The sequence below is a fragment of the Streptomyces hiroshimensis genome (assembly GCF_014650335.1).
GTDB lineage: Bacteria > Actinomycetota > Actinomycetes > Streptomycetales > Streptomycetaceae > Streptomyces > Streptomyces hiroshimensis.
This window is the reverse complement of record NZ_BMUT01000004.1, coordinates 201,769-215,716: the sequence shown is the minus strand read 5'-3', so window position 1 is coordinate 215,716 and position 13,948 is coordinate 201,769. Positions and strand designations below refer to the sequence as shown.

The following is a 13,948-nucleotide window of genomic DNA, read 5'->3' as shown; positions in this document are numbered from 1 at the left end:
CTGTGTTTCTCGATGTTTCGCGCATGGGGAGGAGTGTGTCCTGGTGTTGCTTACGCGAGGTCGAGAGACGCGCGGGCGCGGGCGATCAGCCGCTGCGCTTGGTGGCCGTAGACGGCGCTCTTCCTCAGGGTCTCCCACACTCGCGTGTACAGGGCTACGTTCTCCGCGTCATCCAGCCACAGCTCGGCGTGCCAGTCCTCGGCGATGACCAGCCGTTCGTCGTAGATCCAGAATCCGTTGGCCGGCGGCAGTCCCAGTTGTGCGGTGAACGGGACGATGCCGAGGGAGAGCGTGTCCAGCCCCGTCACCACGCCCATGAGGCGGTCGAGTTGCCCGGCGAGTACCGAGGGCGGGCATACGAGGGTGTGGAGGGCGGCCTCGCCCATGACGACGTGGTACTGCTTGCCGCGCGCGTACAGCGCTTCCTGGCGCTTCATGCGGGCCCTCACGGCTTCGTCCACGTCCCGGACCGATCGATGCAGGTCCGCGTAGGCCGTGAAGATGTGGCGGGCGTACTCCGCGGTCTGGAGCACGCCCACGATCATTGCGGCTTCCCAGGCCCGCAGTACTGCCGAGCGCTGGTACTCGACTGCCAGGGCCTCTTGAACCGGCCGGTGGCCTGCGGCAAGTTGCCGCCTCCAGCTTCGCTGGCTGGTTTCCAGGCCGCGCAGCCGGGCCTTCAGTTCTTCACCGGCGTCGGAGAAGCCGGTTTCTCTCGCCCAGGTCTCCAGGTCGGCCGGGGTGACCGTCTGTTTGCCGTTCTCCAGTTTCGAGATCTTGGAGTACGGCCACCCGCACTTTGCGGCCAACTGCCGGACCGTAAGCCCGCCCTCGGTGCGCAGCTCTCGCAGCCGCACACCGAGGGCGATCCGGCCCTGCTGGAAATCGGTCGTCACCCAGCGGAAGCTACCCGACCCGCGAACTCTTCATGGGGGATCGCGTGGTGCCAGGCCGCGTCCCGCACCTGGCAGTAGCGCACGACCTTCACCGGGTCGGTGATCAGCTCGACGCCGGTGAGGCGATCGGCGCCGTCGAAGTGCAGGAGGGCTGCCACCCGGGAGTCGAAGAGCCAGAAATCCTCGGCGGGCAGCCGAAGGCGCTCCGCGTCGTTGCGCCAGAGATTGCGGATGTCTTCCCCGACGGCCGCGTTCCGCCGTGCTCCGTCGAGGAGGTAGAGCTGGCCGGGAGTGGGCGGGTTGTCGAGGACCCGTACGCGTTCGAACCGCTTTCCGAGAGTGGACTGTTCGCGGCGCGAGGTGCACCACGGGTCGTCGAGGTCGTAGCCCGCGTCCCGGCCCTGCATGAACCGCTGATAAGACTCGGTCTCCTCGTCGGACCGGTAGGCGCGCCGCGTTTCGAGCCGCCATGCCGTGTGCTCAAACGTTTCGAACATGGCGTCGAACTCGTCGAAGCTGATGAACGCAGGCACGTGTTCCGCCTCCTTGGGGCCGAAGTTCGCGAGCAGTTCCCGGGGCACGACGACGAATCCCTCCCCGTCCTTGACGTTCTTGAGCTGGGCGATGTCGTCCGGGTCGGTCACCTGGTCTCCCTGGACGAGGATTTCCTTGCTGTCGAGGTCTTCGTACAGGGTGGGGCAGCCGTTGTTCCCGGAGTTCGTGCCGATCATCCAGAGCCTGCGAGCCATGGTGAACCCCTCTCGTCGCGTCGGCTCGTGCCGACGTGATGCGCAACGTAGTGGGGTGATCGAGAAACGCGACAGGACGCCGTACGGGGCGGTGTCTGCGGGCCCCCGCCCGGGCCGCCGCGCTCCCCTCGTAGCTCACAGTCGCCGACCCCGTACACACTGTCTGATTTGACGACCCCCGCACCCCCTCCGCATCATTCCACTAACACGTTAGTGAAACGAGGGTGCCGAATGATCGCGTTCCGGATCGACCGGCGCAGCGGCGTGGCCACCTACCTGCAGCTCGTTCAGCAGGTCAGGCAGGCGCTTCGCCTGGGCGTCCTGGAGCCGGGGGACCGGCTGCCGACGGCCAGGGAAGTGGTCGAGGCCATCGCGGTGAACCCCAACACCGTGCTCCGCGCCTACCGGGAGCTGGAGCGCGAGGGGCTGGTCGAGCCGCGGCCCGGCCGGGGCACGTTCGTGCGGCGGTCCCTGTCGCGGGCCGCCGCGGCCACGGACTCGCCGCTGCGGGCCGAGGCCGCCGCCTGGGTGGCGCGCGCCCGCGCGGCCGGGCTGGAGCGGGAGGACGTCGCGGCGCTCGCCGCCTCCGTCCTCGACGACTCCTTTCCGCCCCCCGAGCTGCCACCTCCCTTCATCCCGGCCCCCCGATCACCGCAGACGCTGGAGGAAGACACGTGACCGACGACCCCACCACCGCCCTGCGGGCGACCCGCCTGGGACGGAGGTTCCGCGGTGGCTGGGCGCTCCGCGACTGCGACTTCGCCCTGCCCGCCGGGCGGATCACCGCCCTCGTCGGCCCCAACGGCGCAGGCAAGAGCACCCTGTTCCACCTCGCCACCGGCCTGCTCCGGCCCACCGCGGGCGAGCTGCGCGTCTTCGGCGCCGAGCCCGGCAGCCCGGCCGCCCGCGACCGCACCGCCTTCCTCGCCCAGGACAAGCCGCTCTACCCCCGCTTCACCGTCGAGGAGACCCTGCGCTTCGGCCGCGAGCTCAACGGCGACTGGGACCAGGCCGCCGCCGAGCGCATCGTGCGCGCAGGCGACATCCCCCTCGACGCCCGCGTCGGCGCCCTCTCCCAGGGCCAGGCCACCCGCGTCGCCCTCGCCCTCGCCTTCGGCAAGCGCCCCGGGCTGCTGCTCCTCGACGAGCCGCTCGCCGACCTCGACCCGCTCGTCCGCATCGAGGCCATGGGCCTGGTCATGGCGGAGGTCGCCGACCGCGGCATCACCGTCGTCATGTCCTCCCACGTGCTGTCCGAGCTGGAGAACGCCTGCGACCACGTCCTGCTCCTCAAGCAGGGCGCCGTACGGCTCGACGGCGACGCCCAGCAGCTCTGCGAGACGCACGTCCGCATCACCGGGCTCGCCGACCCGTCCACCGACGACGGGCTGCCGCCCGCCCTCGACCGCGCCGGCGTCGTCGAGGCCTCCGTCACCGGGCGGCAGGTGCACGCCCTGCTCCGTCACACCGGGCCCCTCCCCGGCGACGACCGGTGGGTCGTCGAAAACCCCTCCCTGGAAGATCTCTTGCTCGCTTATCTGCGTTCCGACAGCACGCCCGCGCCCGCCCCCGAGGCCGCCGCATGAAAGGCACCCTCTGGCTCGCCTGGCGCCAGCAGCGCGCCCTCATACTGACCGGCGCCGCCGTCCTCCTCGCCGTGACGGCATGGGTCGTCATCATGCGCACGGACATGACGGACTTCATCAGCAGCCGCCACATCGACACCGCCGGCTGCAAGGGCTGGGACGGAGGCTGCGAGAGCGAAGCCACGATCCAGCTGCTGGACGACACCACCGGCCCCATCCGTGCCCTCGGCACCCTCAGCGCCGCCCTGCCCGTCCTCATCGGCGTCTTCTGGGGCGCGCCGCTCATCGGCCGCGAACTGGAGAGCGGTACGTGGAAGCTCGCCCTCACCCAGGGCGTCGGCGCCGGCCGCTGGTTCGTCACCCGCTTCGCGCTCGCCGCCCTCTGCACCGTGCTCGGCTCGGCCGTCCTCGCCGCGCTCGTCGCCTGGTGGTGGTCGCCCGTCTCGAACATGCTCAACGGCCTCTACTGGCACGACGGCTACATCTTCAACGCCACCGGCCCCGCCGCCGTGGCCTGCGCCCTCTTCGGTCTCGCCGCCGGCACGGCCGCCGGCCTGCTGATCCGGCGCACGCTGCCCGCGATGGCCGTGGTGCTCGGTGCCGTCGTGGCCCTGCGGTTCGCGCTCAACACCTTCCGCTCCGACTGGATCTCGCCCCAGCTGTGGATCAGCAAGGGCGACGCGTCCCGCCGGGAGATCGGCAGCGGCTGGTCCACGGGCGAGTTCGGCTACCTCGACGCCGCCGGCCACCGCATCCGCATCCCCGACGCCTGCCCCGTGGACGACAACCTCGCCCGCTGCATGGCCGGTCAGGGCTACGTCGGCCGCTACCGCACGGTCTTCCCCAGCAGCGACTTCTGGACCTTCCAGTGGATCGAGACCGGCATCTTCCTCGGTCTCGCCGCCGTGCTCATAGCGGGCGTCTGCGTCGTGCTGAAGCGTCGTCCCCTTCCGTAGGCCCCGTCCGTCCCCTCGTACCTCTACGTACCCGCATAGCCCCTCACCACGGAGGTTCCGCCCGTGTCCTCGCGCAAAGCAACCGCACTGCTCAAGAACCGCAGCAACCTCTCCCACAAGGTCCGTTACGCGGTGACCCACCCCGCCCGCATCGCCCCCTACCTCAAGCGCACCGCCCGCGACGGCTGGCTCCGCATCAAGCACCCCGACCACGTCGACTACTACCGCGCGGTGATGGCCTCCGACACCGCCCGCAGCCCCGAGGCCGCCGTCGGCAGCAAGAGTCACGACCGCTGGCTCGCCCTCGGCAAGATGCAGTTCGACTACCTCAAGGAACACGGCCTCGCCCCGCGCCACCGCATGCTCGACATCGGCTGCGGCAACCTCCGCGCGGGCCGGCTCTTCATCGACTACCTCGACGCCGGCCACTACTACGGCATCGACATCTCGCCCGACATCCTCATCTCCGCCAAGCGGACCCTGACCACCTACGGGCTCCAGGAGAAGCTCCCGCACCTCACCATCACCCAGAACCTCACCCTCGACTTCCTCCCCGACGCGCACTTCGACGTCGTCCACGCCCACAGCGTGTTCTCGCACTCGCCCCTGGAGGTGATCGAGGAGTGCCTGGCCCACGTCGGCCGGATCCTCGCCCCCGGCGGCTTCTTCGACTTCACGTTCGACCGTACGGAGGGAGCGGAGCACCAGGTGCTCCGCGAGGACTTCTACTACCGCACCGGCACGCTCGTCGCCCTCGCCGAGAAGCACGGGCTGCGGGCCCGCTTCATGGAGGACTGGGAGAAGCGGCCGCACGGTCAGTCGAAGATCCGGGTGTGCCTGCCCGAATAAGGGCTTCGTCCGGTGAGAACCTCGCCTCGTGAGCGATGACACCAACGGCCCTACGCAGCATGAAGGCGAGCCCCACGAGGGTGCTCTCGGCAACCGCCTCAACCGGCTGCGGGCTGCCGTCCTCGGCGCCAACGACGGCGTGGTCTCCACGGCCGGCCTCGTCGTCGGCGTCGCCGGTGCCACCGACGCACGCGGCACGCTGCTGACCGCCGGGCTCGCCGGGCTGCTGGCCGGATCCATGTCCATGGCCGCCGGCGAGTACGTCTCGGTGAGCACCCAGCGCGACTCCGAACAGGCCGCGCTCGCGCTGGAGCGCCGTGAGCTCGCCACCGCTCCGCAGGCCGAACTCGACGAGCTCACCGCCCTCCTGGAGGGCAAGGGGCTCACCGGCGACCTCGCCCGCGAGGTCGCCGAGCAGCTCACCGAACACGATGCGCTCCGCGCGCACGCCGAGGTCGAACTCGGCATCGACCCCGACGAACTCACCAGCCCCTGGCAGGCCGCCGGGGCGAGTTTCCTCGCCTTCACGGCCGGTTCGCTGCTGCCTCTGCTCGCCATCGTCCTGCCGCCGCCGTACGTACGGCTGCCCGTCACCGTCGTGGCGGTGCTCGCCGCGCTCGTGCTGTGCGGGTGGGGGAGTGCGCGGATGGGGGACGCCCCGCCCGGGCGGGCGATGCTGCGGAATGCGGCGGGCGGGGCGCTTGCGATGGCGGTTACGTATGGGGCGGGGTCGTTGCTGGGTGCGGCCGGGGTGTGACGGGGGCTCCGCGGGGTGTGCGGCCGGCTGGTCGGCTGCAGGTCGTACGTGGCTGGTCGCGCAGTTCCCCGCGCCCCTTATGGGGCGCGTGACCGCTGCGGCCGTCGGCGGACCCGCCGGGGGGTCCGTTCAGCCGCACGGCTTCCTTCGGCTGCGGGCCGTATGTGGCTGGTCGCGCAGTTCCCCGCGCCCCTTATGGGGCGCATGGCGCCTGCTGTCGCGCTCACGCGGCGGAGCCGCAGATCGACACCGCCCCGCGCCCCTTACAGGGCGCACGACGCCCGCCGTCCCTTCAGCCGTACAGCTCCCCGTACGACGGGAACACCCCGCCCGGGCCGTCCACCGGCTCCGCCGCGAGGACCGCCTTCACCACCGCGCGGGTCACTACGTCCGCGCCCGCCGCAAGGATCTCGTTCACGGCGCCCGCCGCCAGCAGGGTCGCCGCATCGCCGAAGACGTCCTCGGCCACCAGGGGGCGGTCGCCCGTGGCCAGGGTGAATACCGTGTCGCCGTCGTGGAGCAGGTGCACCGGGCGGACGGAGCGGGCCAGGCCGTCATGGGCCGTGCCCGCGAGCTTCTGTGCCTGGGCGCGGGTGAGCGCGGCGTCGGTGGCGACGACCACGAGGGTGGTGTTGAGCGGCGGCCGGACCGATGCCGCCGAGCGCTTCGCGGACTCCTCCCTCGCCTCGGCCAGCCGCTTCTGCGCGGCCTCGTGCCGCTCCCGGCCGGGGGCCTCTACGGCCACGCCCTCGAAGGCGCGCCCGTAGAGGATCCCGGTCGCCGGATCGGCCGCCGAACCCGCGGCGTTGACGACCGTCAGCGCCGCGACCGTCGTCCCCGAGGGCAGGACGACGCTGGCCGTGCCCACGCCGCCCTTGAGTCCGCCGATCACCGCGCCCGTGCCCGCGCCGACGTTGCCCTGGGCGACGGGCGCCCCCACGTCCTCGCCCGCCGCGGCCTCGGCGGCCTCCCGGCCGAGCGCGGCATCGGGGCGGGCCCGCCAGTCGCCGCCGCGACCGAGGTCGAAGAGGGCGGCGGCGGGGACGACCGGGACGACCTGCGCGGGGTCGGGGCCGACCCGGAAGCCGCGGCCGGAGTCCTCCAGCCAGGCCATCACGCCGGATGCGGCGTCCAGCCCGAAGGCGCTGCCGCCGGTGAGGACGACGGCCTCCACGCGCTGGACGAGGTTGCGCGGGTCGAGGGCGTCGGTCTCGCGGGTGCCGGGGCCGCCGCCGCGGACGTCCACGGCGGCCACGGCGCCGCCTTCCGCGGTGAGGACGACGGTGGTGCCGGTGAGGGCCCCGGGGCCCGTGCGGTGTGCGTGTCCCACGCGGATGCCGGGAACGTCGGTGAGCGCGTCCATTGCCCCTGGGGCGGCTGCGTTCGTCATACAGCCATGCGTATCACGCCTCGGTAGGCGGTGGGTTCCTTGTGGACAACCAGACCCCGGTCGCCACCGTCGCCGACGCGACGAGCCCCGTCAGCAGCACCGCCCGGTCCCCCGCGAACGTGCAGGCCAGTACGGCCAGTGCGGACATCGGGAGCACCAACTGCTGGGCCGGGCCCCGTTTGTAGTGACGGGAGTGGATCAGCCAGACCGAGAACATGAACAGCGCGCCGGGGACCGTCACCGCGCCCGCCGCCGCGAACGCGGAGACGTGCGCCTTGCCGACGGCCTGCTCGATCGCCACCTCGATGCCCGCCCCGATCGCGGCCGCCGACCCGAAGACGAGGTAGTGCCCGTAGCCCCACAGGAACGCCTGCCGGTTCGAGGCCAGGTGCAGGTGGATGGGGACGGCGAAGTAGATCCAGAACGCGGCGAAGATCAGCAGCAGGCCGCCCGCCGCCATCGGCAGCAGCTCGTCCAGCGCCTCGTTCTCCTCCAGCGCCGACTGCACGGCCACCGTGGCCGCCGAGACCGTCTCGCCCAGCACGATGATGGTGAACAGCCCGTACCGCTCGGCGATGTGGTGCGGGTGCCAGGCCGTCTCCTGCTGCATCTCCGCGACGGCCGGGACCGACATCTCCAGGACGGCCATCAGCAGGAACACCCACGGCTTGGCATGGTCCGGCAGGAACAGCACGCCCAGCCAGCCCACCTGGCACAGGCACACTCCGGCCGCGTACTTCAGCGCCGTCCGCCGCTCCGCGCCCGTCGTGGAGGCCGCGGCCCGCAGCCACTGCGAGACCAGCGCCAGACGCATCACCAGATAGCCGAACCACACCACCGAGAAGTCGGCGTCGTCGAACGCGCGCGGGATGCCCGCCGACAGGATCAGCACGCCGGCGATCTGGACCAGTGTCACCACCCGGTACAGGACGTCGTCCGTGTCGTACGCGGAGGCGAACCAGGTGAAGTTCACCCACGCCCACCAGATGGCGAAGAACACCATCAGGTAGCCGGGCACGCCGTGCGCCGCGTGCCCCTCGGCCAGCGCGTGGACGAGCTCCCGCCCCGCGACGGCCACCGCCACGACGAAGCACAGGTCGAAGAAGAGCTCCAGAGGCGTGGCCGCCCGGTGCTCCTCCTCGCGCCCGCGGCCCGCCATCCGGCGCAGGACGCGGGAGGGCGGTGGTCCGCCGTCCGGCAGGGGGCGGGGGGCGTCCTCGCTCATACGGCGATTCTCACCGTACGGCGTGCGAGGCGCGCGCGGAGCGCGCGTAAAGGGGGGGCAGCCGGGCCGGGGCGGAGGCAGCCGGGCCCCGGCGGAGGCAGCCGCGCCCCGCGCTCAGACGTGGTGCGGCGGCTTCTCGTCCAGGAAGCGGGCCAGGTCGGCGGCAGAGCCGTCGCCGCCGCTGCCCGGTCGCTCGCCCCAGCCGCGGTCGGTGTCGTCGGAGGACTGCTGCGCCAGCGGATCGTCGAAGATCAGGGCGGCGGCAGGCTTCCTGCGGGGCTGCGGTGCGGGCTCGGAGGCGGGCTCGGGGGCGGTGTCGCTCATGCGTCCAGGGTACGGGGAGGGGCTGCCTGCGCGGCTACCTCTGCGCCGGCACCGTCTCCGCCTCCGGCTCGCGCCGCTGCTCCACCAGCGCGTCGCGGATCTGGGTGAGCAGCTCCAGCTCGGTCTCCTTGGCCGGGGCGGCCGGGGTCCGGGCCGCCTGCCGCTCCTGCCAGCGCTTCATGGGCAGCAGCATCAGGAAGTAGACGACCGCGGCCGTGATGAGGAAGGTCAGCGAGGCGCTGAGCACGGACCCCCACTGGAGCGAGACGCCCTGGGTGACCTCGCCCGTCTTGGCGTTCACGGCGCACGGGCCCTTGATGCAGACCGCGTAGTGGTCGAGGTCCTTCGTGCCGAAGGCCCCCACCACCGGGTTGATCACGCCCTTGACCACCGCGTTCACGATGTTCGTGAACGCGGCGCCGATGACGACGGCGACGGCGAGGTCGATGACGTTGCCCCGCATGAGGAACGCCTTGAAACCGCCGAGGACCCCGGTCTTCGTCGTCACTGCTCAAGCCTTTCTGTCACTGCTTCCGCCCGGATGGTCCGGATGTTCCGGAATGGATGATTCCATATCCGGCCGGGGGCAGGGGCGGCCTCAGGGCAGTTCGATACCCAGGTCCCACCCCTTGTGCACGTCCGCGCACAGACAGCCGCGCTCCTTGGTCTCCGGCAGGGCCGTGACCGCCGCGAAGAGCACCTCGCGCAGCCGTCCCACGTTCTCCCCGAAGACCCGCATGACCTCGTCGTGCGAGACGCCCTCGCCCGTCTCGGCGCCCGCGTCCAGGTCCGTGACCAGCGCCATCGAGGTGTAGCAGAGCTCCAGCTCGCGGGCGAGCACGGCCTCGGGGTGCCCGGTCATGCCGACGACCGTCCAGCCCTGCGCGGCGTGCCAGCGCGACTCGGCCCGCGTGGAGAAGCGCGGGCCCTCTATGACGACCATCGTGCCGCCGTCCACCACCGGCTCCCAGCCGTGCCCGCGCGCCACCGCGACCGCCACCGCGCGCCCGGTGGGGCAGTAGGGGTCGGCGAAGGAGGTGTGGACGACGTTGGGCACCCGGCCGTCGGGCAGCATCTCGCCGTCGAAGTAGCTCTGCGCCCGCGCCTTCGTCCGGTCCACGAGCTGGTCGGGGACGACGAGGGTGCCCGGCCCGTACTGCGGCTGCAGCCCGCCGACCGCGCACGGGGCGAGGACCTGCCGCACGCCGAGCGAGCGCAGGGCCCACAGGTTGGCCCGGTAGTTGATGCGGTGGGGCGGCAGGTGGTGGCCGCGGCCGTGGCGGGGGAGGAAGGCGACCTTCCGTCCGGCGAGCTCGCCGACGAAGAGGGAGTCGCTCGGTGACCCGTACGGCGTCATGACCGTGACCTCGGTCACATCCTCCAGGAAGGAGTAGAAACCGGACCCGCCGATGACGCCTATATCCGCACGCGCGCTGTGCATGTCGACCATGGGAGCCACCCTAACGGCGCGTCAGCGCATGCCACAGAGCCCTTCGCCTCCGGTGGGAGGCGAAGGGCTCTGTGGGAAGAAAGGCGCCGGGTGTGCCCGGTCAGGCGGCCGAGGTGCCGGTGGCCGCAGTGCTCGTCGAGGACGAGGACGAAGACGACGAAGAAGAGGACGCCGAGGACTTCGCGTCCGAGCTCTTCGAGGCGGACGACGAGGACGTCGTCGAGGGCTTCGCGGGCGAGCTGCTGGACGACGAGCCACGGCTGTCGTTCCGGTAGAAGCCGGAGCCCTTGAAGACGATGCCGACCGCAGAGAAGACCTTCTTCAGGCGCCCCTGGCAGCCGGGGCACTCGGTCAAGGCGTCATCGGTGAACTTCTGCACCGCCTCAAGGCCCTCGCCGCACTCGGTGCACTGGTACTGGTAAGTCGGCACTTGCTCCTCCTGGCACTCTCACTCGTTGAGTGCTAACGACGGTCCATACTGCAGTATTCCTGTCCGTCAGTCCACCGAGACGGGCTCACGGTGACCGACCCCACGTGCCGCGACGACCGACTCCGAGTGCGGCGTCAGCGCCTTCCGCAGCGCCAGCAGGACCACCAGCGCGATCGCCGTACCGCCCAGCGGCACCAGGAATCCGGCGCTCGCGTCGTGGGCGTCGATGAGCCGGCCGCCCACGGTCGCGCCGGCCGCCTGGCCGAGGCCGACGGCGCCGGTCAGCCAGGTGAACGCCTCGGTACGGGCGCCCGCCGGGACCAGCTTCTCCACCAGCGTGTAGCCGGTGATCAGCGACGGCGCGATGCACAGACCCACCAGCATGCCCAGGGCACCCAGCAGGACCATGTGGTGCGCCGCCCACAGCGGGGTCGTGGCCAGCACCAGCAGCGGGAAGGCCAGCAGCAGACGGCGCTGCGGGCTCAGCTTCCAGGCGATGACGCCGCAGGCGATGCCCGCGATCATGTTTCCGGCCGCGAAGGCGCCGTACATCAGACCGTTGAGGCCCGGCTCGCCCATCTCCTTGGTGAAGGCGGTCATCGACACCTGCATGCCGCCGAAGACGGTGCCGATGCCCAGCATGACGACCGCCAGCACCCGCACGCCCGGCACGGACAGCGCCGAGACGCGCTTGCCGGCCTCGGCGCCACCGGCCGCCGCGCGGCTCGCCTGCGGCTGCGTACGCCGCTGCGTGGCGAACAGCAGACCGCCGCCCAGGGTCAGCACGGCCTCCGCGACCAGACCGGCGGCCGGGTGGACGCCGGTGCACAGCGCCGTGGCCAGCACCGGGCCGATCACGAAGGTGAACTCGTCGGTGACGGACTCGAAGGCCGCCGCCGTCGACATCAGGGGGGAGCCGTCCAGCTTGGCGGCCCAGCGGGCCCGCACCATCGGGCCGATCTGCGGCGTCGACGCACCGGCCGGTACCGCGGCCGCCAGCAGCGCCCACAGGGGCGCGTCCGAGAGCGCGAGCACCGTCAGCAGCGAGATCGCCGCCGCGTGCACGACGACACCGGGGATCAGGACCGCGGCCTGCCCGAAGCGGTCCGCGAGCTTGCCGCTCTGCGGCGCGAACAGGGCCATGGCCACGCCCGCCGTCGCCGAGACGGTACCCGCGGTGCCGTAGGAGCCGGTGGTGTCGTTGACCAGCAGCAGGATGCCGATCGTCAGCATCGCGAACGGCTGCCGGGCCAGGAAGCCCGGCAGCAGGAACGTCCACGCGCCGGGGGTGCGCAGCAGCTGCCCGTATCCGGGCCGTTCGTTGACCGTGGATGCCACGGCCCAGGCCTTTCCGCCGCCTGGTAGCGCGCCACCGAACGGCAAGCCGCCACGGAGCGCGCCGAGAGCTGTCCTCTCGCGCAGGACCGTGGTAGATGCCTTCCGGCCGCCTTGTGCGACCGCGGCCGCCGTGCGGTCGCGCCAGCCCTGCATCAGGCAGAGTTGGTTCGGTGTGAATCTAGGGAAATCTCCCGCTGGGAGCGGGAGTGAATGATTACTTCCTCTTTATCATACGGGGACCCTTGGATATGCCTATGGCCTTCGTCACAGAGGGCCCGGCGGGGGGTTTGGCGGAGGGCCCGGCGGAGGGTCCGGCGGGGCTCTCCGCAGAAGGCCCGCCGGGGTTTCCCGGGGCCGGTCCGGCGGACCGTTCCCGGTGGTTTCCCGTCGCACCCAGCCAGCCCGCCAGCTTGCCGCCCTCGCCGACCGCCCGCAGCCGTTTCTCGGCCGCGTCGCGCACCGGGTCCGTGGCCACCACGAGCAGCTCGTCGCCGCGGCGCAGCACGGTCGCGGGCTGGGGCACGAAGCTCTTGCCGTCCCGGACGACCAGCGTGACCGCCGCCCCGGCGGGCAGCCGCAGCTCGGAGACCTCCACGCCGTGCATCCGCGAGCCCTCGGGGATGGCGACGGACAGCAGGTGGCCGCGCAGCCGCTCCAGCGGCGCCGACTCGATGCCGAGGTCCTCCGGCTCGTTCTCGCCCAGCCGCAGGCGCCGCGCCAGCCAGGGCAGCGTCGGACCCTGGACCAGCGTGTAGACGATCACCAGCACGAAGACGATGTTGAAGATCGTGCGGCTGTCCTCCACGCCGGCCACCATCGGGATGGTGGCCAGGACGATCGGTACGGCGCCGCGCAGCCCGGCCCAGGACAGCAGGGCCTTCTCCTGCCAGGGGGTCCGGAAGGGCGCCGTGCTCAGGAAGACGGAGACCGGCCGCGCGATCATGGTCAGGACCAGCCCCACCACCAGCGCGGGAATGATGTCGTCGCCCAGCTCGTGCGGGGTGACGAGCAGGCCGAGCAGGACGAACATGCCGATCTGGGCGATCCAGCCGAGCCCCTCGGCGAAGCCCCGGGTGGCCGGCCAGTGCGGCAGCTTGGCGTTGCCGAGGATCAGGGCCGCGAGGTAGACGGCGAGGAAGCCGGACCCGTGCGCGAGGGCGCCGCCCGCGTAGGCGGCGGTGGCGATGGCCATCACGGCGATGGGATAGAGGCCGGAGGCGGGCAGCGCCACGTGCCGCAGCCCGTACGCGCCGAGCAGGCCGAACGCGATGCCGACGGCGGCGCCGATCGCCAGCTCCAGGGCGATCTTCCCGAGCAGCAGGTACCAGTGCTCGACGGGGCCGGCCGCCGAGAAGGCGACGACGAGGATGACGACGGGGGCGTCGTTGAAGCCGGACTCGGCCTCCAGGACACCGGTGAGCCGGGACGGCAGGGGGACGTTGCGCAGGACGGAGAAGACGGCCGCCGCGTCCGTCGAGGACACCACCGCACCGATGATCAGGGCCTGGCGCCAGTCGACGCCCGCGAGGTAGTGCGCGGCCGCGGCGGTCAGCCCGACGCTCACCGCGACGCCGAAGGTGGACAGGACGGCGGCCGCGGGCAGCGCCGGTTTGATCTCGTGCCACTTCGTGCCGAGACCGCCCTCGGCGAGGATGACGACCAGGGCGGCGTAGCCGATGACCTGGGTCAGGCCCACGTCGTTGAAGGAGACGCCGATGCCGTCCTGGCCGATGGCGACCCCGATGCCGAGGTAGATGAGCAGGCTCGGCAGCCCGCTGCGCGAAGAGATGCGCACCGCCGCCACTGCGACGAGCAGGACGAGGGAGCAGATCAGCAGGAGTTCGTTGAGGTGGTGGACAGTCAGGGGCCGGTCCCTTCACGAGCGTCTTGCGACGAGTGTCTTGCCACGGACGACGGCCGGAACGTTCCTCCGGCCGAGGGGAACTTCATTTCCTCATCTAATATTTTACGGGTTCTTGACGCCGGTCGGCCTCGCGA

Annotated in this window: 15 protein-coding genes; 5 read left to right on the top strand and 10 right to left on the bottom strand. The window is 71.7% G+C overall.

Annotated elements, in window-relative coordinates; genetic code table 11:
• Nucleotides 1-50: 50 nt before the first annotated feature.
• Both IE241_RS11825 and IE241_RS11820 read right to left on the bottom strand, forming a co-directional pair.
• Nucleotides 51-896, bottom strand: a complete 846-nt coding sequence (locus IE241_RS11825) for a helix-turn-helix domain-containing protein (RefSeq protein WP_190021672.1) — start codon at nt 894-896, stop codon at nt 51-53.
• Complete coding sequence (locus IE241_RS11820; protein ID WP_190021671.1) at nt 893-1,645, bottom strand: DUF6879 family protein; 753 nt, start codon at nt 1,643-1,645, stop codon at nt 893-895. Before IE241_RS11820 ends, IE241_RS11825 begins: the two co-directional genes overlap by 4 nt.
• Nucleotides 1,646-1,876: 231 nt before the next feature.
• Between IE241_RS11820 and IE241_RS11815 the strand changes: the two genes are divergently transcribed.
• The 5 genes from IE241_RS11815 (at nt 1,877) to IE241_RS11795 (ending at nt 5,793) form a co-directional block, all read left to right on the top strand.
• Nucleotides 1,877-2,323, top strand: coding sequence for a GntR family transcriptional regulator (locus IE241_RS11815; RefSeq protein ID WP_229899150.1), 447 nt, complete (start codon nt 1,877-1,879; stop codon nt 2,321-2,323).
• A complete protein-coding gene (locus IE241_RS11810) occupies nt 2,320-3,231 on the top strand; it encodes an ABC transporter ATP-binding protein (RefSeq protein WP_229899148.1) in 912 nt (303 codons plus the stop codon). The genes IE241_RS11815 and IE241_RS11810 overlap by 4 nt, the downstream gene beginning before the upstream one ends.
• Nucleotides 3,228-4,187 (top strand): ABC-2 membrane transporter-related protein, encoded by a 960-nt coding sequence (locus IE241_RS11805; protein WP_190021670.1) that lies wholly within the window; start codon nt 3,228-3,230, stop codon nt 4,185-4,187. Before IE241_RS11810 ends, IE241_RS11805 begins: the two co-directional genes overlap by 4 nt.
• A 63-nt stretch (nt 4,188-4,250) precedes the next feature.
• On the top strand, nt 4,251-5,036 hold the full coding sequence (locus tag IE241_RS11800) for a class I SAM-dependent DNA methyltransferase (protein WP_190021669.1): 786 nt from the start codon (nt 4,251-4,253) through the stop codon (nt 5,034-5,036).
• A 28-nt stretch (nt 5,037-5,064) separates the two neighbouring features.
• The gene (locus IE241_RS11795) at nt 5,065-5,793 is read left to right on the top strand and encodes a VIT1/CCC1 transporter family protein (protein WP_190021668.1); all 729 of its coding nucleotides are present in this window, start codon (nt 5,065-5,067) and stop codon (nt 5,791-5,793) included.
• A gap of 292 nt (nt 5,794-6,085) precedes the next feature.
• On the opposite strand, the gene IE241_RS11790 is transcribed toward IE241_RS11795, so the two are convergent.
• The 8 genes from IE241_RS11790 to IE241_RS11755 form a co-directional block, all read right to left on the bottom strand.
• Nucleotides 6,086-7,183: a P1 family peptidase gene (locus IE241_RS11790; RefSeq protein ID WP_190021667.1), complete on the bottom strand. Its 1,098-nt coding sequence runs from the start codon at nt 7,181-7,183 to the stop codon at nt 6,086-6,088.
• Between the two features lie 13 nt (nt 7,184-7,196).
• Nucleotides 7,197-8,408: a low temperature requirement protein A gene (locus IE241_RS11785; protein ID WP_190021666.1), complete on the bottom strand. Its 1,212-nt coding sequence runs from the start codon at nt 8,406-8,408 to the stop codon at nt 7,197-7,199.
• Between the two features lie 114 nt (nt 8,409-8,522).
• Nucleotides 8,523-8,732, bottom strand: a complete 210-nt coding sequence (locus IE241_RS11780; protein WP_190021665.1) for a hypothetical protein — start codon at nt 8,730-8,732, stop codon at nt 8,523-8,525.
• Between the two features lie 34 nt (nt 8,733-8,766).
• The gene (mscL, locus tag IE241_RS11775) at nt 8,767-9,240 is read right to left on the bottom strand and encodes a large conductance mechanosensitive channel protein MscL (protein WP_190021664.1); all 474 of its coding nucleotides are present in this window, start codon (nt 9,238-9,240) and stop codon (nt 8,767-8,769) included.
• Nucleotides 9,241-9,330: 90 nt separating this feature from the next.
• Entirely contained in the window at nt 9,331-10,182 is an 852-nt protein-coding gene (locus tag IE241_RS11770) for an S-methyl-5'-thioadenosine phosphorylase (RefSeq protein ID WP_190021663.1), read from the bottom strand.
• A gap of 100 nt (nt 10,183-10,282) precedes the next feature.
• The gene (locus tag IE241_RS11765) at nt 10,283-10,612 is read right to left on the bottom strand and encodes an FmdB family zinc ribbon protein (protein WP_190021662.1); all 330 of its coding nucleotides are present in this window, start codon (nt 10,610-10,612) and stop codon (nt 10,283-10,285) included.
• 66 nt (nt 10,613-10,678) lie between these two features.
• Nucleotides 10,679-11,950: an MFS transporter gene (locus IE241_RS11760; protein WP_190021661.1), complete on the bottom strand. Its 1,272-nt coding sequence runs from the start codon at nt 11,948-11,950 to the stop codon at nt 10,679-10,681.
• 214 nt (nt 11,951-12,164) lie between these two features.
• A complete protein-coding gene (locus IE241_RS11755) occupies nt 12,165-13,814 on the bottom strand; it encodes a potassium/proton antiporter (protein ID WP_373300660.1) in 1,650 nt (549 codons plus the stop codon).
• Between the last annotated feature and the right edge of the window lie 134 nt (nt 13,815-13,948).

What these genes read in the sequence shown, in the direction of transcription:
- IE241_RS11820 (WP_190021671.1), bottom strand. Translation starts at nt 1,645, where the DNA reads ATGGCTCGCAGGCTCTGGATGATCGGCACGAACTCCGGGAACAACGGC.
- IE241_RS11815 (WP_229899150.1), top strand. Translation starts at nt 1,877, where the DNA reads ATGATCGCGTTCCGGATCGACCGGCGCAGCGGCGTGGCCACCTACCTG.
- IE241_RS11805 (WP_190021670.1), top strand. Translation starts at nt 3,228, where the DNA reads ATGAAAGGCACCCTCTGGCTCGCCTGGCGCCAGCAGCGCGCCCTCATA.
- IE241_RS11790 (WP_190021667.1), bottom strand. Translation starts at nt 7,183, where the DNA reads ATGACGAACGCAGCCGCCCCAGGGGCAATGGACGCGCTCACCGACGTT.
- IE241_RS11785 (WP_190021666.1), bottom strand. Translation starts at nt 8,408, where the DNA reads ATGAGCGAGGACGCCCCCCGCCCCCTGCCGGACGGCGGACCACCGCCC.
- IE241_RS11780 (WP_190021665.1), bottom strand. Translation starts at nt 8,732, where the DNA reads ATGAGCGACACCGCCCCCGAGCCCGCCTCCGAGCCCGCACCGCAGCCC.
- IE241_RS11770 (WP_190021663.1), bottom strand. Translation starts at nt 10,182, where the DNA reads ATGGTCGACATGCACAGCGCGCGTGCGGATATAGGCGTCATCGGCGGG.